The organism is Paenibacillus sp. FSL F4-0236, assembly GCF_038000135.1.
Lineage (GTDB): Bacteria > Bacillota > Bacilli > Paenibacillales > Paenibacillaceae > Paenibacillus_AQ.
The window spans coordinates 375,620-401,601 of record NZ_JBBOBK010000001.1 but is presented as its reverse complement, the minus strand read 5'-3'; the positions used below and the strand labels follow the sequence as shown (position 1 = coordinate 401,601).

The following is a 25,982-nucleotide window of genomic DNA, read 5'->3' as shown; positions in this document are numbered from 1 at the left end:
ACAAATATAACCCGAAAGACGCGCCCTTTCTGTAAAGGTGTTTGTCTTTCGGGTTATTTTCTTTTATCCCCTATTTTGCTCACGATATTCCTGTGGTGTGCAGCCGACGGTTTTTTTGAAGAAGCGAAAGAAGTAGTGCTGATCACTAAACCCAAGCTGAATGGATATCTCGTGCATTTTCAAGGAAGTTCCTAGCAATAGCTCTTTACTAAGCTCCACTTTTTTCTCCAGAATATAATCTGAGATCCCTTTACCTGTAGTTCTTTTATACCAGCGCGACAAATAGGACGGATTAAGTGAGACTTCTTGAGCGATCCGCGTTAGAGACAAATCATCCGCTAGATGAGCTTTAATATATTGGTGGATCATGGACAGGATATTCGACTCATCATGTTTATAGGTGGCGCTTCTGTTCGAAATAATCCATTCAAAGAAGGTATGATAGAATGAAATAACCTCCGACCAATGTGTATTGATATTAAAATATAACATCCTCGACAAATCCGTTCCACTTTGAGCTTCCTCTGTCAAACCTAGCTCTTGTAAGGTCTGCAATAAGGTGTTACTGATGCCTGACAACAATCTTAATTTCAAAAAAGGATCTTCCGGTCCACCTTCACCCGGGATATCCACCCATTTACGAAAAGAACTGCTCCAATCGACATCTCCTTCTAGCAGGCGTTGTTTTAAATAATCGAGTAGCAAGTCTGCTGTCGCATTTCTATTTTGCATCGAAACAGGACTTGGGTTTGCTTCCTTAACGTTAATCTTTAGAAGTTTCTCCATACCCAGTCCAGGGCTATCATAGATAGCTAGTCTTAAACGATTTAAAGTGTAGCTTAGCTCATGCCACAGAACAGCCTGATCACTGGCGATAATGGATACAGATAATTGTAGACATTTGCCGCAAGCTTGCTGGACAGATTCCATTGTTCCATGTACGAAGCGGAGCGTCCTTAACCATAGCTCTTCTTCCTTTAATGAAGATACAATCTCGCTACTCGGCTGAACAAAACAAGCAATCGTTCCCTGATCGAGATCAACGGCCTTAATTTCCACTTTGTCACTGAGCAGTTCCTCTGAAATATTGGCTACGGCATAGCGAATCAAGCTCCGATCTGAAGCTGTCTCATAATTCCTCCACTCTTCCATTCGCAGAATAATAGGGAGTACGAGTCCTTCCGCTTTAAACGGGAGTTGAATCGCATCGAATTCATCCTGTAAGGACTGCCGTTCTATCCTTTCGGTCCGCCTTAGAATATCGTGCAACAATTGCTGCTGCAATTGAGGTAAAGCCCGAGGAAGCTTATCGCGAAGCCACTGGCTTTTGTACAGATAATCCTCTTCAGAGGATATTTGCTCCAAGGTTAGGGCAACAGCGGACCGAATTTTATCCATCCCCTCTGTCTTCAATAAATAGTCCACTACACATGGATTTCTAATCGCCTGATGCGCATAATCAAATTCATCATGACCGGTTAGCAGAATCACTTTACAACGTGGCCAGCGGTCAAGAATTTCCTGAATTAACTCCATCCCATCCATTCCAGGCATACAGATGTCGCTAAGTACAATATCGATTTTCACAGTATTCAGCCAGTCAATAGCATGATCTGCAGAATGAACCTTAATGATCTCCAAATCTTTGAAATCTGCTTTTACAAAAAATTCATATAGTCCATCCAATATAATAGGCTCGTCATCCACTATCAACATTCGTTGCATCGTTATACTCCCCTTCAAGCGGTATGTTAACTTTTACACAAAGCCCGCCTAAACTGCTTCTCTCCGCCTGCAATCCATAAGGGGAACCAAATTTGATCCTCAGCCTTTGATTCACATTTAATAAACCCGTGATTTCTCCCTGGTTGATATTCTGTTCGGAGAACTGGCGCTGTAAAAGTTGTAGCTTATCCTCATTGAGTGTATCCCCGTTATCCTCAATTTTAATGATCAACGTATTATTCGTTTTCTCATAGCTCATTTTTAGCAGACCATTGCTGCTCTTTTGCTTAAGTCCATGCTCAAATACATTTTCGATGATCGGCTGCAATAGAACTCGTGGGATTCTAATATCCCGGCAATCGGGTTCCATCTCATCCACTTCAGCTCTGATCCTAGGACCAAAGCGAATTCTCTGAATGGCTAAATATACTAATGCATGTTCAACTTCTTGCTGCAGTGTGACCTCCTGAGCGAAATCCCGGGTCATATACCGGAAGTATTGTCCTAAATAATCGGAGAACTCTTTGATTAGCTCCACATTCTCCACTTCAGCCATTTGTTTAATACTAAATAAGCTGTTATAGAGAAAGTGCGGAGTAATCTGCGATTGTAAATGCTTAAGCTCTGCTTCTCCTGTTCGAATCCGCTGTACGTAATTCTCGTCTATTAGCGTATTTAAATGCTTAAGCATCTCATTGAAACGCGAGTACAAATACCCAAACTCATCTCTGCGGGAATGGGTAATAAAGATGCCCGTCTGTCCCTGCTCTGCTTTCTTAAACCCTCTGATGAGAATAGACATTGGCCGATGAATCATTCGGTATATCCATAAAGAGAACAGGATAATAATCACTATCGATACAACAAACAACAGCCATAACAGTAACGAGTAGACATGGATCGGCTTCATGAGCACCTTGTTGGAAATACTAGCGGTCAGCCTAAAGTTATTGCTGTGATCATAGAGCGAATAATAAAAAGAGTCATCATAACGATACCGCTGCACACTCACCGTATCCTCACTATTCTGTGGTTTTTCGATCGGGAACAGTCTTGGATTCTGATCAGTCGTTGAGATCACATAATCGTTATTGCCGAAGGCTAATGTAATGTCGCTCCCACCCGAAGCAGCAAATTCTTTCAATCGCAGCTCAAGCTCAGCCGAGGAAAGCTTCACCCCCAGCAAAAAGTTAGGCGGAAGATTGCTATCCAAGTTAAATGGATTACTACGCAATAAATACAGCTCGTCCTTGTATTTAGATAAAGCGCCTTTCAGATTTCCCATAGTGCCTAAAAGACTCCGCCATTCCTCGTTGGTGACATCCCTGATCCCCTCTGTAGTACTGACTCTTTTATTAATTTCAGGCACATAATACACCACATCACTGATGTAAGGACTGGTTTCTTTAATCTGCTTTAACTTCGTATAAATGCTGTTTAGATTGGAGTCTATTTCATACCGGCTCATAATCGGAATACGGGTACTGAAGGTGGACAATGACTCATCCAGAGAATACTCCGTTACTAACCCCGTAATCCTTTGTAGCTCAAATTCAAGATGACTATAGTAAAAATGAAGTTTCGATTCGTTGGCTTGCTCTACTTCAGCTTGCATTTGGTTGGAACTATAGTAGGTAATAGAGATACTTAGTGCGCACAGCGGGAGCATCACGAGTAGAAAGGCTCCGATCAGCTTGATCACAATGGAATTGGGGTTCCACCCGATAGAGAATGGTTTCATTGGAAGTTTATCCCTCTCCTACGTAATAATAATAAAGAAGGAGCCGTGATTGGGCTCCTTCTTATATTTAGATCCAGTTTAACCTTTCACACTTCCTACGACTAGTCCATGCACAAAATATCTTTGCAGGAACGGATAAATCGCTAAAATCGGAATAATCGATAAAAAGATTTGCGAAGCTTGCGTCGTACGATCAGAGATTTGATTCAACAAAGCTGCTTGCTCAAAAGTAATATTCTCGGTCTGGATTGACACTTGCTGAAGTATGGATTGTAGATAGGTTGCGAGCGGATAATGCTCCGGACTTCTCATATAGATCATCCCATCAAACCATGCATTCCAGTGACCGACCAAAGCGAACAATGTTATCGTCGCAATACTTGGCATAGATACTGGCAGATATACACTCCATAAAGTGCGTAAGTGTCCAGCGCCATCCATCCATGCAGCTTCTTCCAGTTCTTTCGGTAATCCTCTGAAGAAATTGAGCATAAGCAAGACATTAAAGATCGGTACCGCTCCCGGTATAATCAGCGACCAAATGCTATCCAGCAGTCCCATTTCTTTTACAATTAAATAGCCAGGAATCAATCCACCGCTGAAGAGCATCGTGAAGACAAAAATCCAGGCATAAACAGTCCGTGAGCGAAAGGATGTCGCCTCTTTGGAGAGCGGATAAGCGACTAGAATAGTGAATAGCAAGTTAACGGATACGCCAAGCACAACACGGAGCAGGCTAGTTCCGAAAGACTGAATGAACTGATTGTTCTGAAGGATATATTTATAGGAAGAAAGCGTGAAATCTACCGGCCAAAAGGTTACTCTTCCGGCATTCACAGCTGCACTTGAGCTGAAGGAAATCGCCAGAATGTTCACGATAGGGAAAAGACAGAGTAACGCAAGCAATGTAAGAAATACGTAATTGCAGCGGAGAAACCAACGGTAAGCTGTTGAAGTATGATGCATTTAGTCCACTCCTTTCTCTCTAAAAAATCCGATATTTAGCAAAACGATACGCCAGATAATAACCCAGCCCGATAAATACGAAGGAAACTACTGATTTAATTAATCCTAGTGCTGTGGATACGGAGTATTGAGCATCCTGTAGACCAATTCGATAAATCATCGTATCCAAAATGTCGCCTGATTCATACACAAGCGGATTGTAAAGGTTAAATACTTGGTCAAATCCCCCATTCAGGACGTTACCGAGACTAAGTGTAAGCATCAGAATCATGATAGGGCGGATGCCTGGGAGTGTAATATGCCAGGTCTGCTTCCATCTGCCAGCGCCATCAATCACAGAAGCTTCATACAGTGATGTATCAATGCTAGTTAAAGCTGCCAAGTATATAATGGTCCCAAATCCAAACTCCTTCCATTGATCTGTGATCACTAGTATGTAAGGGAACCAACTATTATCCGCTAGAAATTGAATAGGCTGCATGCCTAGTGCTTTCAGAAGCATATTGACGATACCGCTGCTTGGAGATAACACATCGACGACAATCCCCCCCAATATAACCCAAGAGAAAAAGTGCGGCATATAAATAATCGTCTGGATGGAACGCTTGAAGCCGTTTACACGAACTTCATTAAGGAGTAGAGCTGCTACAACCGGTACGGTCAGCCCAGCAGTTATTTTCATGACAGAGATAAAAACAGTGTTCCATACGACCTGTCCAAACCCGGGAAGCTCAAACAAATAACGAAAGTTCTCAAGCCCTGTCCAATTCATATTCTTAAACCCGGATATAGGGGAGAAGTTCTGGAAGGCAATCACAAGGCCCGCCATCGGAATATAACTAAAAATAATGATCACAATCAAAGCAGGTAAAATCATTAGATGAAGCGGAATATTACGTAGGAATTGTTTAGTATTAAAATGCATATGCTCTCTCCTCCTTGTATCTCAATTATAGAGCACCCCCAAATTGGCTTAATAGTGTAGCGTATTGACATTGAGTATCTTTTGTTGACCTGATGATCGAAGGGAATGACTACCCTGCAAAAAAAGAACTGCCCTTTTGTCATTGGCATGACTAAGGACAGTCCTGTTCTACATCGGTTCAACTAGTTTCCTTTTATGATATCATTTACTTCTTTCGTAATTTGATCTCCACCGAGCTTTTTCCAGTTCGCTACAAACTTGTCGAACTCATCGATAGGGAGACTTCCGTAGATGATTTTCACAAAGGTCTCTGCACGGAGTTTATCCAAGGTAGCCGCTTTGCTGTTCATCGTTTTAGTTGGTGCATAAATGAATTCGTTCATCAAGACCAGATCATTATCACGATAGTATTTGATAACGGATTGTGAGCTTAGGGGTCCAAAGATGCGCTCCATATGCCATTTATCAAGATCTCCGCCACGGTAGCTTTGAATATCGTCATAGAATAATTTGGCTTCGAGTCCCATACCTGTGGTATCTCCTGATTCAAGAGCCTTTTCAACCTCATCCTGTGCTTTCACGTTTTTATTCGGTGGCAAGTTAGCTACAACTGCGTTTTGGAAGCCCAGACCTGTATCTCCATTCAAATACTTAGCCCGTTCCGTCGTAGCAGATTCCCCGAACATTTTCTCTGCTTGGAAGTTAAGCAGCTTGATCAATGCTTCAGGATGTTCATAACCCTTGCGGACCGCGAATACACCGCCAATGGTAAGATGGTTTTGAGTTTTAGCAGGCTGATCATCAATGGATTGAACCGGATAAGGCACCCAGTTTACATTGGGATCCTTTTTGATCATATCCTTTACTTGGAACGGAGCCCATTGCGGCAAGAATAAGATACCGGATTTACCGGCATTGACATCCTCCATCGCCTTGGCAAAGTCTTTTACGCCAAACTCAGGATCAATAACTCCCTCTTTATACAATCTTTGCAGCTCCGCAAGTCCAGTCTTCACCTCCGGTTGAACCGTACCATTCACAACCTCGCCAGCATCATTTTTGATCCAAGTTTCCAAATATGCATGGTATCCGAGGAGAAATGCGTTTATCGGCAAATCCTTGTTCAAGGAAATTCCGTAAGTATCCTGTTTCCCATTACCATCCGGATCTTTAAACGTAAAGTCTTCTGCTATCTTTATAATATCCTGCATGGATTTAGGATCTTGCAGACCCAGTTTGTCCATCCAGTCTTTTCGAATCCAGATCATATCAGAGGAATCCAAGGAGCCTGGAAAGCTTACCATCGCCATCAGTTTTCCGTCTTTTGTGACCGGCTTCAGTCCAGCTCCATCTTCTTCAGCGTAATATTCTTTCACAAGATCCGAAGCGTATTTATCAAACACCTCGGTTAAATCCTGTATCATGCCTGCCTCATACAGCTGCTCAAATTGGACCATGGACACCTTCAACAAATCAGGCAAGTCACCGCTTGCCAAGGTAACGTTCATTTTATCATTATAGTTGGCATCAGATACAATCCAGTCGTAGGACACCTTAATCCCTAGCTCTTCCTCATAACCTCTCGTCCATATGTTATTCGAATGCGTATCTCCCTGAGCCAATGTCTCTTTACCTGTTTCATTCATCGTGGAACGAAGCTTGATCGGTGGGTCATATTTGGTTAAAGGTCCACCCTCCATCTCTACCTTAGCACTGGTGTTTCCTTCGGCGGCGGAACTAGTATTGTTTCCACTATTATTACTGGAACAACCACTAAAAACTAATGATAGAACAATGGCTGACGCCATTAAAGGCAATCCTTTAAGCTTTCTTGTCATCTATTGAGCCTCCCTTGTTTTCTATATCCTAATTGTAAGAAGAAAGCGTTAACACAGCGAGTGGGAACCATTTACATTCGGTATCTTTTCTTTACCTATTCGAGTACGCATCACAAGCTCCGTTTTTAATCACTCTGATTATCATAATCCTGAGAGATTGTGAGTGTCTATGTATCGGTAATTAATCTCATAAAAAAAACACCAGGCAGCAATCCTCCAATAACTGGAGAATTGCTGCCTGGTTGTCATTTTAACCTTTTATATATTCTTATTGACCAATGATCTGATCAGTCTTACCTTGCAGTTCCACTAGCTTCATAATCACCGTAGCCGCCAGTGCTTTCGTTACCGTCTGCTGCGGATTAAACTTGCCGTTGTCATCCTTTAGGATTCCCAATTTCACTACAAGAGCCACTGCACCCTTATTGTTTATAGATGCACTATCACTGAACTGACTTACCGTTACATCTTTATCAAGATAGGCTGTGAGTTTGTTGTATTTCAAAAAATTAGCCAGCTGAACAGCAAGCTGTTCCCGGGTTAACTTACTATCAATTTGCAGGCTTTGATCCTTGTTGATCCACTTACGATCTGCTGCATAAGTAACAACATCATAATATGAATTCTCAGGCTTCACACCTGCCACAGTTTTCCGTTCATTATTAGCAATATAACTGCTGAAATTCGGATTAGAAGCCTTGACAAGATAGGTTAACCAATCGCCAACTGTTATTTCTTGATCTGGGTTTACTTTACCATCAGCATCCGGAGTAATCACATGATATTTTACTAATTCTGATAAGGGTTGTTCTGCTGCATGACCTTTGATATCCGTTGCAGATATTTGAGCATCTTGCTGACCGAGGTAATCATAGACCGCTACCCATTTTCCAGTGGCTGCATCTAAAACCTGATATAATCCATTAGATTCATCAAAAGTTGTATCATATACCAGCTTCACCTTTGGCGCGGCATAGCTATTATAACTATAGTATCCACCAACCTGAGTATACTTCAGCTTAGTCTGATATTTAGGTTTATAACTTTCGAGCGCTTCCTTCTTGGAAATTGTTGCATCAGGAGATAATGTGATTTCATCGATACCGTTTATCCGATTCCCCATGTAAGAAATCAGTCTGCCGTAAAGATCCAAGCTAACCGTAAGGGTACTGTCACTCACAGGAATGCCTTGATGATATCTAATAAACTGATATCTAAATCCTGATCCGTCTGAAGTAACGTTTGAGTTATCTCCATATTCTACAAGCTTTAGCTTCTGACTCGCCTGAGGATATAGGCTATTTATTATACTAAGTGCTTTAGTCTTAGCTTCGGCCTCACTAAGCTTCTTCCCTCCAGCAGGGGCTGCCTCTTCCTTCTTCTTATCCTGAGCAGCACCATAAGCTTGAACCTGGTACTGTAATATTTCACCGGTCTTTGCATCGATCTCGGCAGAGGATTGTTCTGGAAAGCCAGCCCCAATGTAGCGTTCATTTCCACTAGCCCCACCCCAGTATAACTGCCAGATCTTCCGATCTGTATCCTGATAGTCATTTCTCAAGCTTTGGGAGATCAATTTACGATCTGCTGGAATATATGCAACCTTCTTTACAAGCTGTTCCGCTTCTTTTGAAGTAAGTTCTGTAGTAGAGCTTCTTGCTTGAAAGACATCCTTACTCTTTGCTACATCTGAATACACGACTGCGGTGGATACGGATTCTTTTCCTTCATAATCTATTCTCTTGCCCGTCAATGCATCGATAGGATATAGAGACTGATCCACTGGGCGCCAGCCTAGAATCCAGTTGTTAGGTTTTCCGTTCTTATAAGTAGGAATGTAAAAAAGGCCTACATCAAACTGTTCAGCAAATTGCTTCTGTGCTTGCTCCAAGGTAATCTTCGGCTGTGCAGATGGATACTCAAGTCCTTGAGAAAACTTAGAGAATTGAATTACATTACCGTTGCCATCCACAGCTATGTTAATGTTATCCGATCCAGAAGGAAGACCATTCTTCATGACACTGAAGTAATAGCTGTATTGAACAGGACCGAATAAAGTGTTCGAAAAATAATTATAACCAGCATTCTCATTTAATTGCAGATCACTGCTCTTAACCGATGTGGCTGCCTTAGCCACAAAAGCCTTGGCGATCTCCAGTGCCTGAGGCTGCGATATTTTCGGAGGATAATAGGATTCGTTATTCTCACGTGGGTATGAAATATACGTACTAATGATATCTCCACTAATGGCATCTACCTCACTGCTAAAGCCATATCCCATACTCCCCTCTTGAATCTGCCACTGAATATTCCAGATCATTTGATTTGCTGGAGGGGGGTAGCTTTGATTAGATCCCAGTTGTACATTGTTTACCGTTGCATCTTTTAGGGATGGGAATAATTCTTTTAGCTTCGCAATCGCTTGCTCCTGCGTGAATTTCACTTTTGTAAGATCTGCCTCAGAGTTCGTTGTAGTCACCGGCGCTTGTGTGCTAACCTGTGTTACCGTAGTGTTGCTACTAACAGATGTAGAATCGGCTGCGGCCAAGCCTGGCGGTAACAATAATGCGAGTGCAACTGAAGTGATCAATACCGTTTTAGCTGTCTGATGAACAAAATGAGTATTATTGCTTTTCAAAAAAGATCATCCTCCTCTAACACGTGATTCATAACATTATACAGATAATTACTTATATTTTCCATATTTAATTAACGACAGGAAATTACAAGGTTTATGTAATGCACCCTATATAAGCTATAATGGTAGGCAGCTACAGCTTCAACTCATCTATGAAAGGGGGCCATTCACATTACTGATTGGAACCTTCAGCCGCTTATAGACGGTATTACTGGCCTAGAAATTCGCAGTTGTCTAATCATTCAACATGGAAAACCTATACTGGAGCATTATCGTGAGCCTGAAATCGCTAAAGAGCTAGGTAAAATTAACTCATGCACCAAAAGCGTGCTCGCCGCCTTAGTCAGCATAGCCATAGATAAACAAATCGTTCCGCCACCTGATACACCTATTTCTCTATTTTTCCCTTTATTAAAAGAGGATCAAGATCAACGAAAAAGAGAAATCACTATCAGTCACTTATTAACAATGACAGCAGGCTTTAACTGGACAGAATTTGGGGGGCAAAATTCCTTTCCGACTATGACTAGAACCGCAGACTGGATAAAGTTTGTGCTCGCCCAGCCGCTATCTCATACGCCAGGCACTGAGATGAACTATAACTCCGGCTGCTCCCAGATTTTATCCGCTATCCTGCGTGAATGTTCTGGACAAGACGTTGCAGCATTTGCTGAAGATCAGCTATTTCAGCCGCTTGGCATCGAAAGCTATCGCTGGGACAGTGATCCACAAGGCATACATACTGGTGGGTTTGGCCTTTATATGATGCCTGAGGATATGCTGAAATTTGGTCTCCTTTATTTGCAAGAAGGGCGCTGGAAGGATCAACAGCTCATTCATTCGGGTACTGTTCAGAAGTCCACTCGCCCCTATGTCGCAGCCACGCTACCACAGAAGGGCTTCTACGGATGGCACTGGTGGGTATCATCATTCAATGCAGGTACGGAGCAGCAGCCAAAGGAGATCCCTTATTATTTTGCGCTTGGCTTCATGGGCCAGCATATTATTGTGGTTCCATCCTATGAGCTGGTTGCAGTCATTACTGCGGATAAATACAAGAAAGGCTCACCAGCTAATGTGTTCGGCCGATTTATCGTGCCAGCGCTTCTTGGGCAATAACGACAGGGGGATACCGCACACTCCCATTATGAAAGAAGGAAGCCGGGTTGCAATGACCCGGCTTCCTTCTTCAATTTATTCAGCTTCGATACAACGAAGCTCAAGTCGTTAATTTTGCATACACAGCAAAAAATAACACCATTTCTCCAATGATCAGGTAATTGGGTATAAGGAACAACAAATCTACTGCGAAAAAAACTCCAAGTATACCTAATAATAACGCCAAATGAAATATCCCTAACCGTTGCTGTATACGTCTATATTTATGGAAGACCAGTGAGGTAGAGAAGAAGTAGAGCAGGACCGATCCAAAAATAAAACATACCATAAATGTGTAATTTAATTGTTCTAAAAATAGCAGTTGGATTGAAGCTGCAATCATGCTTAAGGATACATAAATAAATAAATGCCCATAAATTATAGTTTGCCCGGCAGTCTCTATGGTTTTGTCCACTTTCTTTTCAACATTATCAAAGTATTGCCACCACATAGCTATAATTAATAGAAAAGTTAATAATGCAAATAAAATAGATTGCCACGTCCAGTGGCTAGACTGTAAGACTGCAAGTATACTGACCACTGATTCGCCAAGTAGAATGAGGGTAAACAACGAGAAACGTTCTAATAAATGATGAGTGTTTATCGGGCTTTTCACCAAGTATCTCCGACCGATTAATGGAAGCAAAATGTCTATAGTAATTCCCGTATACAAAACTACATAACGTATCCAAGAGTCAAAGAAAAGTGATAAAGCAGAGATCACTAATCCAATCCAAAAACGACTTCCCAGGTAACGGGCAGTGTCCTTTCTATCAGCTGCTTCATTCTTATTTACCGTAAGATATTGAATGGCAGTCATAGCTCTTAAGCCAACATAACCGATTAGAAATGGCATATAGTATTGATCAAAGTTAACCGATAAGCTGGCTGTCATGATTAATACAAAAAATAATTGTAGAATCAGAAATATTCGGTGTGAAAAGATGTCCTGTCCAAACCGATTTACAAAAAGAGATTGTCCCACCCAGGCCCACCAGATCGGAATGAATATTAAGATAAATTTAGATAAATATTCAAGTGGAATTGTACCCGCCTCTACATGCAACAAGACATGACTCGCTTTTGAAACTGCAGCCACAAAAAGCAGATCATAAAATAGCTCCAGCCAGGTAACTTTCTTCTCAGCAAAGGCTGCTGTGCCGTGCTCAAATCCCGATGTGCGCTTATTCATCGTTTTACTCCCTTAGTTTGGATGGGTATATTTAATACAGTTTATCGATTACTTATCCATCTTAACCGAATTGATATACTAATTTGAAGCCCCTTTGTTTCCACTCTAAAATCACACAAAAAAAGCTCCCCCTTGCCTAAAATCGACAAAGGAAAGCTATAGTTATATCTTCAACTATATTTAATTCCGCCACTTCATAAACTTGTAATCAAGATAATCAACAAGTAAAAAGAGGACAAACCCCACCAAGCTGAACAGCATAATTCCCGCATACATCTCCGGATAATCCAGTCTTAACCAAGCATCCATAATGAAGAAGCCCATGCCATGCTCAGTTCCATAAATCTCCGTGAAAAAGAGTACAGATATCGCTGTTCCCAGTGAAATACGAATCGTACTCAGAATGACCGACAGTGCACCTGGCAGTGTCACATGCCAGAATTTCTGCACTGTACTTGCCCCTATACTCGTTAAGACATCATAGGTATTCTCAGGAATAGCCTTCACACCATCCCTAACGGAGATAATAATCTGGAACAAGAGAATCAGCATGATCATTAAGATTTTGGACGTTTCACCAAGTCCGAAGAATAGCATCACAACGGGAAGCAGGGCGATTTTGGGAACAGGATAGGTCAAGTAGACCACAGGGTCAAGCAGCTTATTCCAGGTCAGCGAACGTCCCATCAGAAGACCAATGAGCAGTCCAATGATTAACGCCAGCACTACCCCTGCAAAAATTCTGAACAAGCTATATCCTACATTTAAAGCAATTTCCTGCCCACCTAAGTGAAACATAGCGTTATATACAGCGAATGGACTCGGCAAAATCGAATGATTCATAAGCAAATAGGCAATATACCAAACCACATTCATACAAAAGAACACAAACAACAGTCTTAATATGTGATGAATCCGATTTTTTCTCACCATATCTCCTGCATTACCTTTCTGATTCGCTTAGTCTGCTCAAAGAAATCTACACTGTCCCGCTTATCTTCATGCTTCATCTGAAATACCAATTGATTGTCGATCATTTCCGGAGCTTCTACTTTATTAGACGGCATTACAATAATTTTCTGCCCCAGCAGAATAGCTTCTTCCACATCATGGGTAACAAATAAGGTAGTCGCCGGATGCGCTAACCAGTTATCCAAAAACAGAATCTGTAGTGTTTCCCGCGTAATCGCATCCAGTGCGGAGAAAGGCTCGTCCAGCAGTAAAATAGTGGGCAAAATGGCGAACGCTCTGGCGATTGCCACTCTTTGCTGCTGTCCTCCACTAAGAGAAAGAGGATAACGATCAGCTAAATCAGAGATTCCCATCGATGACAGCCACTGATTAATCTGATTCTCCCGTTCTTGCTTGGATGTGCTCGCAGTATGCGAGATTTTCATCGCGATTTGAATATTATCATGTACAGTCTTCCATGGAAGAAGCCCGTAGTTTTGCGGTACCAGGCCGATCAGAGTTTCTTTATCATGCACGGATTTTTCATTAAAAAGAATTTGCCCCATATAGCTTGGCAGCAAGCCCGCAATCGCCCGTAATAAAGTTGATTTTCCGCTTCCAGAGGGTCCGATGATCGTGTAAATCCCATGCTCCGGTAAAGATAGATCCATCTTTCCTAAGGCCAGTTGACCTGTCTTGTACTCTACTTTAAGACCCTTAATGACGAGTCCCTTATTTCTTGAATTGGACATCAGAAATCACATCTTCAGCCGAGATATTTTTGCTAAGCAAACCTTTTTCCCGTGCCCATGCAAATGCGGCTTCTACTTCTTTCACATCCACTTGATTGGCAGGGACATAATCAGGTACCTTGATCTCATCTTTCAACGTTTCTGGATAACCAACTTCTTTGATCACAAGATCGATATATTCGGATTGATCATGAGATTTCATATACGCTACAGCCTCGTCATAAGCAGCATACATGTTGCGAATCGCATCTGCCTTAGCATCAATAGCGGTTTGTGGGAAAGCCAGTACAAATGGATTCACTCCCGCTGTATGCGTGGAGCTAAGCACGCGCAAGCCTGAAGCTTTACCCATAGTTACAAATGGTTCAGGCAAAATAGCTGCATCCGCCTTATTGTTCTTAAGCAATTCTAAACGGGTAGGGATTTGCGGAACCTCAGTTACCGTAATATCATCTTCCGTTAAACCCGCTTGTTTCAGCATCATCGCCACAGTATATTGTGTGGAAGTGTTTTTGGACAAAATCACGGTTTTGCCTTTCAGATCCTTCACATCTTGGATGGCGTCATTCCCAGTCAATAAATCGAATTCACCAAAAGTTGTGCTAGTGATCTTCACATCCAGCCCGGCTTCATTGTAGATAGAAATTGCAACCAAATCAGCACTGATCCCCTCTAACTTGCCTGCTTGAAAGGCGACATCACGGTCTTTTGCACTCTTGAACGTTTGGATATCTAGGTTCACTCCATGCTTCTTATCAAAACCTTGCTCATGAGCAATTACAAAAGGAATCGCATCAATCGAAGGCAGTAAGCCAAGCGACAAAGTAACAGCTTCTTTTGAGGCCTCTGCTGCGTTACCCTCTGTCGATGCTGTATTCGTGTTATTCTTTGAACCACAACCTACTGCAAGTACAGCGACGACAACGACCATCATCGACAACATCAACATTCTTTTTAATGCTTTTTTCTTCATAAAACTCTCCTACCTCCATTAATCTTTCTATAGTAGACATGCCCCTATTCTTTGCAATCTGCAAAAGAGCATGCAAAAAGCCCTTAAGCTGTTCCAGAACGCTTCAGGTAGTGTAATTTTACATCAGTCATCACAGCTTGTATATTCATAAATTTAAATAGTTATATTTATCACATACTAAGATGCAAAAAATCCGAATCAGCCCACAGAGAATCTCTCTGTAAGCTGAGCTTTCAGACATATCCTAGTCTAAGGACATATGTTGCTTCAGAATCTTCAGTCCAGTGTCCAGCTCATCCAATGAGGATGACGACGATAAGGCTACACGTACATACTTGTCCGGTGTGCTGGCACCACTAAGAAACCAATCGGAATGGAATATTCGAACGCCTTGTTGTAACAGTTCTGACTCCAGTTCAGCGGCTGTACGGTATCCTGATAAGGGAATCCATTTAAAAAAACTTAAGGGGTGCCCTTCTGCTGCTGTTTGTGGAAAATATGTCGAAAATAGCTTGTTCGCAGCTTGGACCAGTTCTTTTTTATATGCGACAATCTCAGCAGCACTACCCGATACAATAAGCTCAGAAATAATCTCGGCATCTAGGGAGGATGTCTTCACATTAATATTGAAAATAGCCCGCTCAATTCTCTCTTTGAATTTCTCTCCAAATACGATATAAGCGATCCTAAGTCCAGAGCAAATAGATTTTGTCGTACTGCTAATATAGATGGTCTGATCAGGAAGCAATGAGTACATCGGTTGTTTGTATTCTTCTAAATGACCTGCCGTTAAGAATGCATGAATATCATCTTCTATGAGCAGCAAGTTATGTTTCTGGATAACGTTAGCAATATCACGCTTCCGCCCATCAGTCATCATAACGGTTGTAGGATTCGTACAAGAAGGCATCAGGAATATACCACGTATATCCAGCAGCTGGCACTGGTTATCCAGCACTTGCGGTAGCATTCCAGAGGCATCGCCTGGAATCGGAACAAGCTGAATACGATACATTCGGGCAAGCTCAATAAAATTAGAATAGGTGAATACATCAACGGCAATCCGTTGTCCAGGTTCGAAGAGAGCAAATAACGTAATGACCAACGCATTCAGTCCACCGGATGCAATTGCGATGTTATTGATATTTGCCTGTATCCCAAATGCTTGCATCCATGATAGGCCTGCCAGTTTATGATGTGGCATTCCTGTAGGATCATTGTAATTTAATAGTTCCTCTATATTGCCTCTATGCATAACCCTTCTTGCGACCTGAGCTACGATCGAGTTACTCTGCTCAAACGAAGCAACAAGCCCCAGATCAATACAGTCATGAGAAATTTTGTCCTTCGATATTGCTATCGAGCGCGTTGCATTCGTTGCCACAAAGGTACCACTTCCTGTAATAGCATAGATGAGTCCTTTAGCTTCGCATAGCTTATAAGCGCGTGTAATTGTTGTGAAATTAACATCTAAAAAATCCGCTAGCTCACGTTGAGGGGGAAGCTTCGTTCCGGGTACCAAAAGACCGCTAGCTATATCTTGTTCAAGCAATGAGGCTATGGAATGATAGATCGGACGCTTCAGAGTATGTCTGTCAGGTCGCCACGACATCGGGTAATTAACAAAAGAATTGATCGGCATATTGTCCTCCCACAAAATTGTAATCCATACAATTATACCGTTGATTGTATGGATTCGCACTGCTACAATGACATGGACATAAGCTAAGGGGTTGTAAGTAACATGCGTAACAATAACAAACTTTATGTAGCATTCCGCACCGCGGCTCCCGCTACCTTTCCCATTCTTGCCGCTTTTTTATTCTTGGGGATCGCCTACGGAATTTACATGAATGTATCAGGGTTTCATGTGATCTATACCTTTCTAATGAGCTCGCTTATTTATGCTGGATCGATGGAATTTCTAACGGTTCACTTGTTATTAGGTGCTTATCATCCATTAAGTGCATTATTGTTTGCTTTAATGGTTAATGCACGACATCTATTTTATGGCATATCTATGCTGGAGAAGTTTAAAGGTACGGGGCTGAAGAAGCTTTATTTGATTTTTGGTCTCTGTGATGAATCATTCACCATCAATTATTCCGCGAAGATCCCTGAAGGAGTGGATCGCGGTTGGTATATGTTCTTCGTCACGCTGCTAAATCATTGCTATTGGGTCGTAGGCGCTTGTATCGGGGGAGTATTCGGATCGATTTTTCACATGAATATGGAAGGTCTCGAATTTGTGATGACTGCACTATTCGTTGTTATCTTTATTGAGCAATGGAAGAGTGGATCGACCCATAGAAGTGCTCTAGTAGGCGTTGTTATCTCCATACTGTGCCTTATCATATTTGGACGTGACAGCTTCATGATCCCCGCAATGATCCTGATTATTGCAGCACTTACGATCACTCGTAAACAACAGGAACCGGTAGGTGAAACCGCATGACGATGTCTACTTTTCAGCAGATCATTACAATTGCCATGGTTGTGCTAGGCACGATGATGACACGTTTTATTCCGTTCATTATTTTCCCACCGGGACGTCCAACCCCAAAGTACATTCAATACCTAGGTAGAGTTCTTCCATCAGCAACGATTGGACTCCTTGTTATTTATAGCCTAAAGAACACTAACGTATTGTCCGGTAATCACGGATTACCGGAGCTAATATCCGTCGCAATCGTCGCGTTGCTTCATCTCTGGCGAAGAAATATGCTATTATCCATAGCATTCGGTACAATCGCTTATATGGTATTGATTCAGATATAAGAAATTTATGTAGGTCTTATCAACCGCACATATAACTACAATTATAACATTCACTTCCATTATATCTCGATCATTCAAGACTACGATAATCCGCAAGAAGCTTGGAGCGGCTACAAAAAACTACACAAGCTTCATCCGACGCGTGAGTTGTATGTATTTCATACGAGCAGAAACGACGTTGAGGTTATAGAAGAATTTTTTTTAGGAGTGCGGCAACCGTCTTTGATACCGATGCATTAGCTGTAATAGGCATCCATATTGATTTTATTAATGGACGAGCAAAACGAATGTATGGGGTTGGGGGGACTAGCGAAATTTGCTATGAGCAGCAGATTCCTGACATACTCATTGAACATATTACTTTGACTGATTTACCAATTCAGCTTGGTTCGATACAAGAGCCTTATGGCTTTGATGGAATTGTTGGTATTGATTTTATGATAAGAGCTAAATGCAAGGTTGATTTTGACACCATGAATATCGATCTTAAACACTAAACCAAGCGATGACATCCATCAGTGGACAGCAATCGCTTGGTTTAGTTTTCCTCTACAACAAAAAACCTCCCCAAGCCTAATCAGCTCGACAACCGCTTGTGAACGGCCTTTAACTTTTAATTTCTGCATTATGTTGGAGATGTGATTGCGCATGGTTTTCTTGCTAATGAATCATTGACCCGCGATATCACGAGTCGTTTTAACTACACCTCATAGTTCACTACATAATTCTGCAGCTCTGTATTGTAAAAGCCTACACTATACTCAGTTACCTTGCCCAGCTCATCATAAGAATAACGAGTTCGCATCAGCAAGGGACACTTCTTATCAAGGAGCAATATCTCCTCTACATCAGGCGGAGGAACGGCAACGGAAAATTCATCACGCAGTTTCTCTAAGGAAACGCTCCGCTCTTCAAGCAGTTCATACAAGGACTGGGCATTTAAGTCCAGTAGATCCAAATCATCCATACCATTTACTAAATAATGCGTGTAATGAACGTATGGAATATCATTGAGACTATATATGCGTTCCAAGCGTATACAACGTTCGCCGAATAAACGAAAGGCTTCGCTTTCGACTTCATTATATACTCGCTCCGCCTTCAGCCATTGCTTCCGAATTTGGTGCCCTTCATCCACTAGAATTTCCGTGAATTTTTTCCACTTGGACAGCTTGGATGATGAGGTATTACGGATCACCTTCGTCCCCTTGCCGCTCCCCTTTTCCAGAAATCCTTCTTGGACGAGCTCCTGAATGGCACCGCGTACAGTGATCTTGCTGACATTGAATTCCTGCTCTAGCTGAGGCTCGGAAGGAATATTCAATCCAATAGGATAGACTCCGTGTAGAATCCGATCCTTTATAATATTTGCAATTTGCATATATAAGGGCTTATCTTTTCGGGACAAACTCAAGAGGTTCACTACCTTTCTACATCGCCTACGGATAGAGTCATAGCTCGAAGTATATCCGCTTCTGAAGCCATGGGAGTGTCGCCCTCGACAGTATGGGCTAACATACTAGCGGCAGCGGCAAACCGTACTGTCTGCTCAGGTGTAAATCCTGTTAGCTCGCCATGCACAATTCCGCTCGTATAGGCATCTCCAGCCCCTATTCTATCATAGACGAGAAATCTCAGCGTATCCGAAAAGAAGAAGCTCTGATTCTTATAAAGAAACCCACGCAGTGAATGTGAGTTGTCGCCATGAATACTGCGATGGGTGCCTGCGATCACCGAGATATCGTAATGCTTCGCAACTGCTGGAATCAGTTCGATCAGCTGCTCTTCACGTTCAGCTTGTTCAGTGCTGATCCCCAAGATAAAGATTGCGTCCTTCTCATTCATCATTACGATATCGGCCAGCTGCAGCATCTCCTCGTAATGCGGCTTCGCTTGTGAATAGCCTTCCGGTCCCCACAAGGACGGACGATAGTTGCAATCAAAGATCACAGTCCCACCCTGCTGCTTGACAGCTCTAGCCAAGGATTTCATATGATGACGTACACTATCGTTCATAGCCAGCGTAATGCCGCAGAAATGGATCACATCCAGACTTCGCGCAATCTCTTCATAATTATAAGTTTTCTCAGGAGCCGTATTGAAGCTACTCTCCAGACGATTGCTGTAAGTTACCTTGCTTGGACGTGCACCAAATCCGTTCTCCAAGAAATACAAGCCCAGATATTCTCCTCCTCGTATAACGAGGCTAGAAGAGATGCCCAGCTTCCGCAAATACGCGGCGGCGGCCTCTCCCAAGGAAGTAGTCGGCAAACGGGAAATCAAATAACCTTCATGCCCGAAGCGTGCCAGTGCAGCGCTGACATTAACCCCGGTACCAGAGAATGAATAGTTTAAGCTGTTTCCCTGGGATAGCAGCTGAACTCCCGGCACCTGCAGACGCATCATCACTTCTCCGAATGCCCCGATTCGTTTAGGCATATTTATCTGTCAGCCTCTTCATAATTCCAAGCAAATCACGCACATCCTGGGTCCGGGTCTGGCCCGATTCTTTATCGATAATGGATGAGTAGACATGCGGAATCACTTGTGGCACCCCTGCTTCAAGCGCAATCTCCAGAATAGCCTCGAAATTGTCCATATCAATTCCACCGGTTGGTTCGAGTGCGAACCCTGCCTCAGCACAGGCCTTAGCGACAGAGCGGTATTCCTCTTCACGGCTTAATCCCTCCATCGGGAAATATTTCAGTGCATTACCACCCATATCCCGAACAAGCGCAATTGCCGATGCTATAGGTACAATCGCCGCTTCACTCTGCGCAGCGCTGAAGACTCCTGTAGAAATATTCACATAACCAGCGTGACCAGAAGGGGCGATCATGCTGTTGATCCAACTGTCTTTCCCACCAAGATTAGCGCGTGTAGCTCCAACCACCGGGAATGCCTGGTTAATATGACTACCCGGATAATGCTTAGCAATCTCGGCCACAATTGCCGCTTGGCGATTATCTCCTGCACCTAGGCCAATGGATACCGCATCTTCAATCTCTTGACCATATTGCTTCATGGCTGTTACGGCTTCTTCTACCGACTTATAATCCTTAGAGAGCACACCGACCAGCACATATCCTTCCGCCGCTTCATAAATCTCTTTAGCATTAGCGATATCTTTAGCGAGTACATTTAATGCGGTGCGGCCCTTATAAAAACGTTGTGAAATCGTCATCTTATTGTCCCCCTATTAATTTATGAATGCTGTCTACAATCACGTGCAGATCATCCCCCAGAAGCGGCCGTGGATCAATATCGAAATATCCCTGCTTCACTCCATAATCGCGGGTATAGATCGCAATTTCGCCTTGCTGCAACCCCTCTACCAATTCTTTCGCCGTAATTCCGGCCTGCTGTGGATCAACCTGAACCCGGCCGCGATAGATGGCACGGCCCGCCTCGTCCTGCACAATGGTTACACGAATTCCCGGAAGTTCATTCAACACCATCAATCCCTGCAAAGACGCTTTCTCGGTGTCACTCTTGTCTTCCTTGACCATGTATTCCTCTAGTGCTTGCAGCAGACCAAAGGAAGTTTCTTTACCAACCTTCATACTGCGTCCTATTCCATACAATTGGACCTTAACCCATTCCACATAATTACGTTTGCCGGCGATAATACCGGATGTAGGCCCTTCAATAGCTTTAGAACCACTATAAATTGCCAGGTCAGAGTATTTCACATATTTACAGAGGTCTTCTTCCGCTGCGGCATCTACGATTAGTGGAATGCCCCTACGGTTTGCGATCTCCCATGCTTCTTCGACGGATAACATATTTTTCTGAACTGCATGGTGGGACTTTACGTACAGAATGGCAGCCGTCTGCTCACAAATGGCATCCTCTATATGCTCGGCACGGCCTTCATTCGCATAACCGACCTCAATTAGTTTCCCACCACCTAGATAGACCATCGTTTCCACAGGAGCTCCGTACTGTACATTATGCCCCTTCAGAATGATGATTTCATTGCGTGGAATGGCTTCTTGGTGCAAACGTTCACTGCGGCGCCGATTGCCTTGGGTCACTAGCGCCGCAACGGACAATGCAATACCGCTGGAGGCTGAGTTAACGATAAGCGCTGCTTCAGCGCCGAGAATTCGTGCCGTGTAATCTCCGGCTTTATCCACCAGATCCGCTATTTCCACATAACTCTGTCCGCCTTGCTTCATAGCCTCCATCACTGTGTCAGACGGAGCCGACACCCCCAGGATACTCATTCTGCCGCTTGCATTGATTACGCGTTTAAGCCCGTATTTCGCATTTAATGAATTCCCCACCTATAACCACTCCTTTTGCATGGATTACTTTATCCGTCATTCTTTCTTCTCCTTCAGAATCCACAAGCACTGCAGACTTATGCTGCAGGGTGAAGAGAGTCAAGTTTGCAGGATCTCCCACCTGAATTCGGCCCAGCTCCGGCCTGCCCAGCCATTCCGCCGCATTGGAAGTAACCGCTGCCACAATCTCATCCAGAGCATAGCCCAAACATAGAAACTTGGAAAGTACATTAGATATGCTAAAGACTGGTCCCTTCATTCGGTTCACTCGATAGATATCCGTGCTAATCGTATTCAGTCCAATACCATTACGTTTAGCAGCCTCAGCTACCTTAAAAGAGAAGCTTGCTGTTCCATGTCCCACATCGAGATGAACTCCCCGTTCAATGGCCTCAGTCAGTACCTGAAGCGGCTGACCATCCGCAGCAAACAAATTATTCTCTTTTCCGTTGAGATAATGGGTCACGATATCCTTACGCTGCAAAAGGGGCATAACCTCTCTGATATCTGGCGGTGCTGAACCGATATGTACCATTAACGGCAACCCCGTCTCCATTGAAAGGCTTCGTGCGATATGCAGTGGTTCAATCCCGCTGGCACCCACAACGCTTTTGCTGATCCTAGCCTTTAATCCCACGATTATCTCCCCGTAGGTTCGGATGGATTGCAGGATCTTCTCCTTATCAATCCATTCCAAGTTGGACAATTCATCAATTCTTAGCAGTCCGATCCGCGAGATATTTAAGAAAGCCAGCACATTCGTCTTAGCCTGAGACGCGTCCAAAGCCAGATCACCTATCCGATCCGCCCCGCAGCTACCGGCATCGACTAGAGTGGTCACCCCTTGCCGGACACCGATCTCATCGATCTCGTCACCATACGGATCAAATTCGCGAAAGGCATGCACATGCATATCGATCCAGCCACTGGATACGTACGCGCCTGAACCTTCCCACTCCTGCCCCCCATGCGCCTCACCTGCCGGGGTGATCTCAGCGATCTTGCCATTTTCGATTACAATGTCGATCTCTTCTCCGCTTACCCGTTTCACCTGACGGAGCACGTATCTTTCATCCATTGTTCTCACCTTTTTCCATATAACATTATAATGTTTAAAATACCACGAATAGCACGTTAAGTAAATATAACGTTATAATGTTTATACGTAAAATTAGACGTGGTTGTAACAAAATTAGAGAAACCTGATTATCGGACGGATTCTTTGTAGAGAGTAATTAGGGAAAATCTCCCTGATTATAGCCGATAATTGCTTTTAATGAATAGAATTAGGGAATTCCTCCCTAAAAATCGTGGTAATATCTATATTCACCAACGAATCAGTTGAATTAGAGGGAGATTTTCCCTAATTATTAGTCAAATAAGCAAAAATCGCAGAATTTTACGGAGATTTTCCCTAATTATCTATCAGAGCTTCCGTTTCACTTCTTCAGTAGTGCTAGAAGTCGATTTGGCTTTTACCAGCCCATAATCTACAGAAGCAAGCTGCAAATGACCGAAACGCAAAGCAGCGATCCTCCAATAAAAAGGAGAATCGCTGCTTTCTTGACTTTTACCGTTCAGAATATCGAATGTGTCTGTCACTCTTGTACAAAATCTATGAACTTAATAACCCTACATGTATCTTAATAACAGCCTTCTTAATCTTCATGCCCGGTTGACCCATACCAGGTCTGTGTACATCATGCGGGAAAAAGACTGCGAACATCCCCGGCTTCAAAGTTAACAAAATTTCATCGGATGACGGAGGATAAAGCGCATAATCTGCTTCGGCATCGTAAGGCTTTGTAGCCTCGATCCCTTCTTGCAGAGGGGACCAACCGATCGTTTCTTCACCTTCAATCAGATAATGCACATCAATATAAGCCTCATGCTTTTCAGCAACCTGTTCCTCTAGCGACTTCGCCTCAAGCGCCATAATCGAAACGTATATCTCGTTACCGCGGATCTCGATTCGCCCGAGATCAGGTTCGTGTTGTAAGATGACTTTCAATTCCTCAATAGCCTCTACAATGACTGAATTCTCGTATCTGCTATGCTCTTCCCAAGATGACAATGAACCTAAGATCATAATGTCTCATTCTCCCCACATCTCAATTATCTTACAGAGGTTGTTCAAAAAGTCCGCTTTTGATCACGAATTAGCCCAAGAAGCTTACTCGACATCGAAAATTGAATTCAGGCGAAACTTCCGGTGCTCACGTAGCTTCCACTACGCTCCGCTCTTCAGTTTCTACCTTCATCCAATCTTCTCGGTGTTGAAAACCATACTTTTTGAACTCGCACTTATAGGAGCTTCTCACTAACTGCTGCAGCTGTTGTTTCTTTATTGATAATGGACTGCTCACTAGTCTTTTTGAAATATTCCACATATAAAATATCCAGCAGATAGAGTTGTGAGATCTTAGCAGATAATGAACCGCCCTGCAGAGGACCCTCATTAGCACCACAAAGTAAGGTAAGATCCGAATACGACGTTAAAGGTGACTTTTCAAATCTCGTAATGGACACCACCTTAGCGCCTCGTTCCTTCGCCTTTCTTGCAACCTCGATACTATCTTTCGTTGAACCGGAGTAAGAAATGATTACAGCTACATCTCGGTTAGACATTAGCGCCGCAGACATCATCTGAAGATGTGAATCCATCAAACACTCCGTTTTGTTTGTAATGCGCATAAATTTAATTTTGGCTTCCATCGCCGTGATTAATGAAGAGCCTACGCCGAAAAATGATACTCGTTCCGCGTTTATCATATAATCAATAGCTTCATTGATCTTCTGTATATCAATTAAATTATAGGTCTCGTTCAGTGCACTTACATTTGTGGTCAGCACTTTGGAAGCCACAGCTTCAGTAGTGTCGTCCATTAGAATTTGATCCGTAAGCTGCGGGATCTCATTCTCTACAGTGATACTATGAGCGAGTGCAATCTTGAACTCTTGATACCCTTTATAACTTAAAGATTTGCAAAATCGAAAAATACTTGATTCACCTACATCGCACGCATCTGCAAGATCAGTAATCGACATATAGACAACACTTCTCGTGTTCTCCAGGACGTAGTCCGCTACCTTCTTCTCCGTATTCGTCAAATTATTGTACTTGGAATGAATAGAAGAAAAAATACTGATTGTTCGCAAATAAGCCCCTCCTTTACAATGATTTAATGTGCGAATAAAGAGGAAGCGCCAAGCAAGCCTGCCTTATTCCCAAGTGAGGCCTTAACAATTCTTACACCCGCAAAACTCTCCATAATTAAAGACTTCGTCCGTTCCTCTACCCTTTGAACTAAATCTTCTTGTTCCATAACACCGCCCCCAATAATTATAGCGGATGGATTGAAAATATGAATAATTGAGGCTAAACCCGCGGACACCTCAGTTACCCATGAATCCAAGATCTGTTTCAGAGCTTCGTCCCCTTTGTGAATTTTATCAAAAAGGACTTTTCCGTCTGTACATTCAGGATCTGCTTGCTGAGCCATCTTGACTAAAGCAGTGGTTGAAGCATACTTCTCATAAAAAGGCAGTCCCTCCACCGCATCTGACAATGGATGTGTCAGGATATGACCAAATTCGGCCGCCACCCCATCTGCTCCTTTATAGATTTGGCGGTTCAATACAATGGCACCACCAATGCCCGTGCCAAACGTCAAGCATAAGAAATTGTTAAAGTTCTGGGCAGCACCATAATAAGCCTCGCCTAATGCTGCTGAATTCACATCGTTCTCTACCATAACAGGTTTATGAAAATGATTAGTTACAATTTCCTTAATCTTCATCCCTGTATAGCTAGGTATATTTTCGTTAGCATAGACTATAATTCCTTCTTCAGCATTGACTTGACCGGCTGTACTTATAGCAATGGCATCAAAATCATCATTTTCTGCAATCTTATCAAGCAATCTTGAGATTACATGCGGCCCTCCCAAGTGGCTCTCAGTTGCATACTCCTTAAAGTTATGAACATTCCCAAGTTTATCGCATATACACATCTTGGTATTGGTACCGCCAATATCTACAGCGAGAATTCTCATC

General features: G+C 42.9%; 24 protein-coding genes and 1 pseudogene. 4 read left to right on the top strand and 21 right to left on the bottom strand.

Annotated elements, in window-relative coordinates; translation table 11 throughout:
- Window positions 1-63: 63 nt before the first annotated feature.
- From NSQ29_RS01935 to NSQ29_RS01910, 6 genes are all read right to left on the bottom strand, one after another.
- Window positions 64-1,725, bottom strand: a complete 1,662-nt coding sequence (locus NSQ29_RS01935; protein WP_341124253.1) for a response regulator transcription factor — start codon at window positions 1,723-1,725, stop codon at window positions 64-66.
- Window positions 1,700-3,466 (bottom strand): sensor histidine kinase, encoded by a 1,767-nt coding sequence (locus NSQ29_RS01930; RefSeq protein WP_341124252.1) that lies wholly within the window; start codon window positions 3,464-3,466, stop codon window positions 1,700-1,702. Before NSQ29_RS01930 ends, NSQ29_RS01935 begins: the two co-directional genes overlap by 26 nt.
- A 78-nt stretch (window positions 3,467-3,544) precedes the next feature.
- Window positions 3,545-4,432, bottom strand: a complete 888-nt coding sequence (locus NSQ29_RS01925; protein ID WP_341124251.1) for a carbohydrate ABC transporter permease — start codon at window positions 4,430-4,432, stop codon at window positions 3,545-3,547.
- A gap of 19 nt (window positions 4,433-4,451) precedes the next feature.
- Complete coding sequence (locus tag NSQ29_RS01920; RefSeq protein WP_341124250.1) at window positions 4,452-5,357, bottom strand: ABC transporter permease; 906 nt, start codon at window positions 5,355-5,357, stop codon at window positions 4,452-4,454.
- A 182-nt stretch (window positions 5,358-5,539) separates the two neighbouring features.
- Window positions 5,540-7,195, bottom strand: coding sequence for an extracellular solute-binding protein (locus NSQ29_RS01915; RefSeq protein WP_341124249.1), 1,656 nt, complete (start codon window positions 7,193-7,195; stop codon window positions 5,540-5,542).
- 268 nt (window positions 7,196-7,463) lie between these two features.
- Complete coding sequence (locus NSQ29_RS01910; protein WP_341124248.1) at window positions 7,464-9,833, bottom strand: YcdB/YcdC domain-containing protein; 2,370 nt, start codon at window positions 9,831-9,833, stop codon at window positions 7,464-7,466.
- A 165-nt stretch (window positions 9,834-9,998) separates the two neighbouring features.
- On the opposite strand from NSQ29_RS01910, the gene NSQ29_RS01905 reads away from it, so the two are divergent.
- Entirely contained in the window at window positions 9,999-10,952 is a 954-nt protein-coding gene (locus NSQ29_RS01905; RefSeq protein WP_341126717.1) for a serine hydrolase domain-containing protein, read from the top strand.
- A gap of 100 nt (window positions 10,953-11,052) precedes the next feature.
- On the opposite strand, the gene NSQ29_RS01900 is transcribed toward NSQ29_RS01905, so the two are convergent.
- From NSQ29_RS01900 to NSQ29_RS01880, 5 genes are all read right to left on the bottom strand, one after another.
- Window positions 11,053-12,183 (bottom strand): low temperature requirement protein A, encoded by a 1,131-nt coding sequence (locus NSQ29_RS01900; protein ID WP_340972637.1) that lies wholly within the window; start codon window positions 12,181-12,183, stop codon window positions 11,053-11,055.
- Between the two features lie 180 nt (window positions 12,184-12,363).
- Window positions 12,364-13,059, bottom strand: a complete 696-nt coding sequence (locus NSQ29_RS01895; RefSeq protein WP_231573342.1) for an ABC transporter permease — start codon at window positions 13,057-13,059, stop codon at window positions 12,364-12,366.
- Between the two features lie 50 nt (window positions 13,060-13,109).
- Window positions 13,110-13,886 (bottom strand): ABC transporter ATP-binding protein, encoded by a 777-nt coding sequence (locus NSQ29_RS01890; RefSeq protein ID WP_341124247.1) that lies wholly within the window; start codon window positions 13,884-13,886, stop codon window positions 13,110-13,112.
- Entirely contained in the window at window positions 13,867-14,859 is a 993-nt protein-coding gene (locus NSQ29_RS01885; RefSeq protein WP_339243355.1) for an ABC transporter substrate-binding protein, read from the bottom strand. The genes NSQ29_RS01890 and NSQ29_RS01885 overlap by 20 nt, the downstream gene beginning before the upstream one ends.
- 244 nt (window positions 14,860-15,103) lie before the next feature.
- Entirely contained in the window at window positions 15,104-16,501 is a 1,398-nt protein-coding gene (locus NSQ29_RS01880; RefSeq protein WP_339266870.1) for an aminotransferase-like domain-containing protein, read from the bottom strand.
- Between the two features lie 102 nt (window positions 16,502-16,603).
- Between NSQ29_RS01880 and NSQ29_RS01875 the strand changes: the two genes are divergently transcribed.
- From NSQ29_RS01875 to NSQ29_RS01865, 3 genes are all read left to right on the top strand, one after another.
- A complete protein-coding gene (locus NSQ29_RS01875; protein WP_042191353.1) occupies window positions 16,604-17,314 on the top strand; it encodes an AzlC family ABC transporter permease in 711 nt (236 codons plus the stop codon).
- Entirely contained in the window at window positions 17,311-17,637 is a 327-nt protein-coding gene (locus tag NSQ29_RS01870) for a branched-chain amino acid transporter permease (protein ID WP_042191355.1), read from the top strand. The genes NSQ29_RS01875 and NSQ29_RS01870 overlap by 4 nt, the downstream gene beginning before the upstream one ends.
- 287 nt (window positions 17,638-17,924) lie before the next feature.
- Window positions 17,925-18,134, top strand: coding sequence for a hypothetical protein (locus NSQ29_RS01865; protein WP_081951193.1), 210 nt, complete (start codon window positions 17,925-17,927; stop codon window positions 18,132-18,134).
- A gap of 18 nt (window positions 18,135-18,152) precedes the next feature.
- On the opposite strand, the pseudogene NSQ29_RS01860 reads toward NSQ29_RS01865, so the two are convergent.
- From NSQ29_RS01860 to NSQ29_RS01815, 10 genes and pseudogenes are all read right to left on the bottom strand, one after another.
- Window positions 18,153-18,335: pseudogene (locus NSQ29_RS01860) on the bottom strand (LuxR C-terminal-related transcriptional regulator); the annotation flags it as partial.
- Window positions 18,336-18,337: 2 nt separating this feature from the next.
- Window positions 18,338-19,051 carry a GntR family transcriptional regulator gene (locus NSQ29_RS01855; protein ID WP_341124246.1) on the bottom strand — a complete coding sequence of 238 codons (714 nt, stop codon included), beginning with the start codon at window positions 19,049-19,051 and terminating at the stop codon, window positions 18,338-18,340.
- An 8-nt stretch (window positions 19,052-19,059) separates the two neighbouring features.
- Window positions 19,060-20,076 carry a sugar kinase gene (locus tag NSQ29_RS01850; protein WP_341124245.1) on the bottom strand — a complete coding sequence of 339 codons (1,017 nt, stop codon included), beginning with the start codon at window positions 20,074-20,076 and terminating at the stop codon, window positions 19,060-19,062.
- Entirely contained in the window at window positions 20,069-20,821 is a 753-nt protein-coding gene (gene dagF / locus NSQ29_RS01845) for a 2-dehydro-3-deoxy-phosphogluconate aldolase (protein ID WP_339243357.1), read from the bottom strand. Before dagF ends, NSQ29_RS01850 begins: the two co-directional genes overlap by 8 nt.
- A 1-nt stretch (window position 20,822) precedes the next feature.
- Window positions 20,823-21,926 carry a DgaE family pyridoxal phosphate-dependent ammonia lyase gene (locus tag NSQ29_RS01840; protein WP_341124243.1) on the bottom strand — a complete coding sequence of 368 codons (1,104 nt, stop codon included), beginning with the start codon at window positions 21,924-21,926 and terminating at the stop codon, window positions 20,823-20,825.
- On the bottom strand, window positions 21,892-23,004 hold the full coding sequence (locus NSQ29_RS01835; protein ID WP_340972654.1) for an amidohydrolase/deacetylase family metallohydrolase: 1,113 nt from the start codon (window positions 23,002-23,004) through the stop codon (window positions 21,892-21,894). The genes NSQ29_RS01840 and NSQ29_RS01835 overlap by 35 nt, the downstream gene beginning before the upstream one ends.
- A gap of 347 nt (window positions 23,005-23,351) precedes the next feature.
- Window positions 23,352-23,528 carry a hypothetical protein gene (locus NSQ29_RS01830; protein ID WP_341124242.1) on the bottom strand — a complete coding sequence of 59 codons (177 nt, stop codon included), beginning with the start codon at window positions 23,526-23,528 and terminating at the stop codon, window positions 23,352-23,354.
- A gap of 13 nt (window positions 23,529-23,541) precedes the next feature.
- Window positions 23,542-24,015 carry a YhcH/YjgK/YiaL family protein gene (locus NSQ29_RS01825; RefSeq protein WP_339243360.1) on the bottom strand — a complete coding sequence of 158 codons (474 nt, stop codon included), beginning with the start codon at window positions 24,013-24,015 and terminating at the stop codon, window positions 23,542-23,544.
- A gap of 215 nt (window positions 24,016-24,230) precedes the next feature.
- The gene (locus NSQ29_RS01820) at window positions 24,231-25,085 is read right to left on the bottom strand and encodes a MurR/RpiR family transcriptional regulator (protein ID WP_076300453.1); all 855 of its coding nucleotides are present in this window, start codon (window positions 25,083-25,085) and stop codon (window positions 24,231-24,233) included.
- Window positions 25,086-25,108: 23 nt separating this feature from the next.
- Window positions 25,109-25,981, bottom strand: coding sequence for an ROK family protein (locus tag NSQ29_RS01815; protein ID WP_076286030.1), 873 nt, complete (start codon window positions 25,979-25,981; stop codon window positions 25,109-25,111).
- Between the last annotated feature and the right edge of the window lies 1 nt (window position 25,982).

Coding starts and splice junctions, on each gene's coding strand:
- NSQ29_RS01935 (WP_341124253.1), bottom strand. CDS start 1,725: ATGCAACGAATGTTGATAGTGGATGACGAGCCTATTATATTGGATGGA.
- NSQ29_RS01930 (WP_341124252.1), bottom strand. CDS start 3,466: ATGAAACCATTCTCTATCGGGTGGAACCCCAATTCCATTGTGATCAAG.
- NSQ29_RS01925 (WP_341124251.1), bottom strand. CDS start 4,432: ATGCATCATACTTCAACAGCTTACCGTTGGTTTCTCCGCTGCAATTAC.
- NSQ29_RS01920 (WP_341124250.1), bottom strand. CDS start 5,357: ATGCATTTTAATACTAAACAATTCCTACGTAATATTCCGCTTCATCTA.
- NSQ29_RS01915 (WP_341124249.1), bottom strand. CDS start 7,195: ATGACAAGAAAGCTTAAAGGATTGCCTTTAATGGCGTCAGCCATTGTT.
- NSQ29_RS01900 (WP_340972637.1), bottom strand. CDS start 12,183: ATGAATAAGCGCACATCGGGATTTGAGCACGGCACAGCAGCCTTTGCT.
- NSQ29_RS01895 (WP_231573342.1), bottom strand. CDS start 13,059: ATGAATGTGGTTTGGTATATTGCCTATTTGCTTATGAATCATTCGATT.
- NSQ29_RS01890 (WP_341124247.1), bottom strand. CDS start 13,886: ATGTCCAATTCAAGAAATAAGGGACTCGTCATTAAGGGTCTTAAAGTA.
- NSQ29_RS01885 (WP_339243355.1), bottom strand. CDS start 14,859: ATGAAGAAAAAAGCATTAAAAAGAATGTTGATGTTGTCGATGATGGTC.
- NSQ29_RS01880 (WP_339266870.1), bottom strand. CDS start 16,501: ATGCCGATCAATTCTTTTGTTAATTACCCGATGTCGTGGCGACCTGAC.
- NSQ29_RS01875 (WP_042191353.1), top strand. CDS start 16,604: ATGCGTAACAATAACAAACTTTATGTAGCATTCCGCACCGCGGCTCCC.
- NSQ29_RS01870 (WP_042191355.1), top strand. CDS start 17,311: ATGACGATGTCTACTTTTCAGCAGATCATTACAATTGCCATGGTTGTG.
- NSQ29_RS01865 (WP_081951193.1), top strand. CDS start 17,925: ATGTATGGGGTTGGGGGGACTAGCGAAATTTGCTATGAGCAGCAGATT.
- NSQ29_RS01850 (WP_341124245.1), bottom strand. CDS start 20,076: ATGCCTAAACGAATCGGGGCATTCGGAGAAGTGATGATGCGTCTGCAG.
- dagF (WP_339243357.1), bottom strand. CDS start 20,821: ATGACGATTTCACAACGTTTTTATAAGGGCCGCACCGCATTAAATGTA.
- NSQ29_RS01835 (WP_340972654.1), bottom strand. CDS start 23,004: ATGGATGAAAGATACGTGCTCCGTCAGGTGAAACGGGTAAGCGGAGAA.
- NSQ29_RS01825 (WP_339243360.1), bottom strand. CDS start 24,015: ATGATCTTAGGTTCATTGTCATCTTGGGAAGAGCATAGCAGATACGAG.
- NSQ29_RS01815 (WP_076286030.1), bottom strand. CDS start 25,981: ATGAGAATTCTCGCTGTAGATATTGGCGGTACCAATACCAAGATGTGT.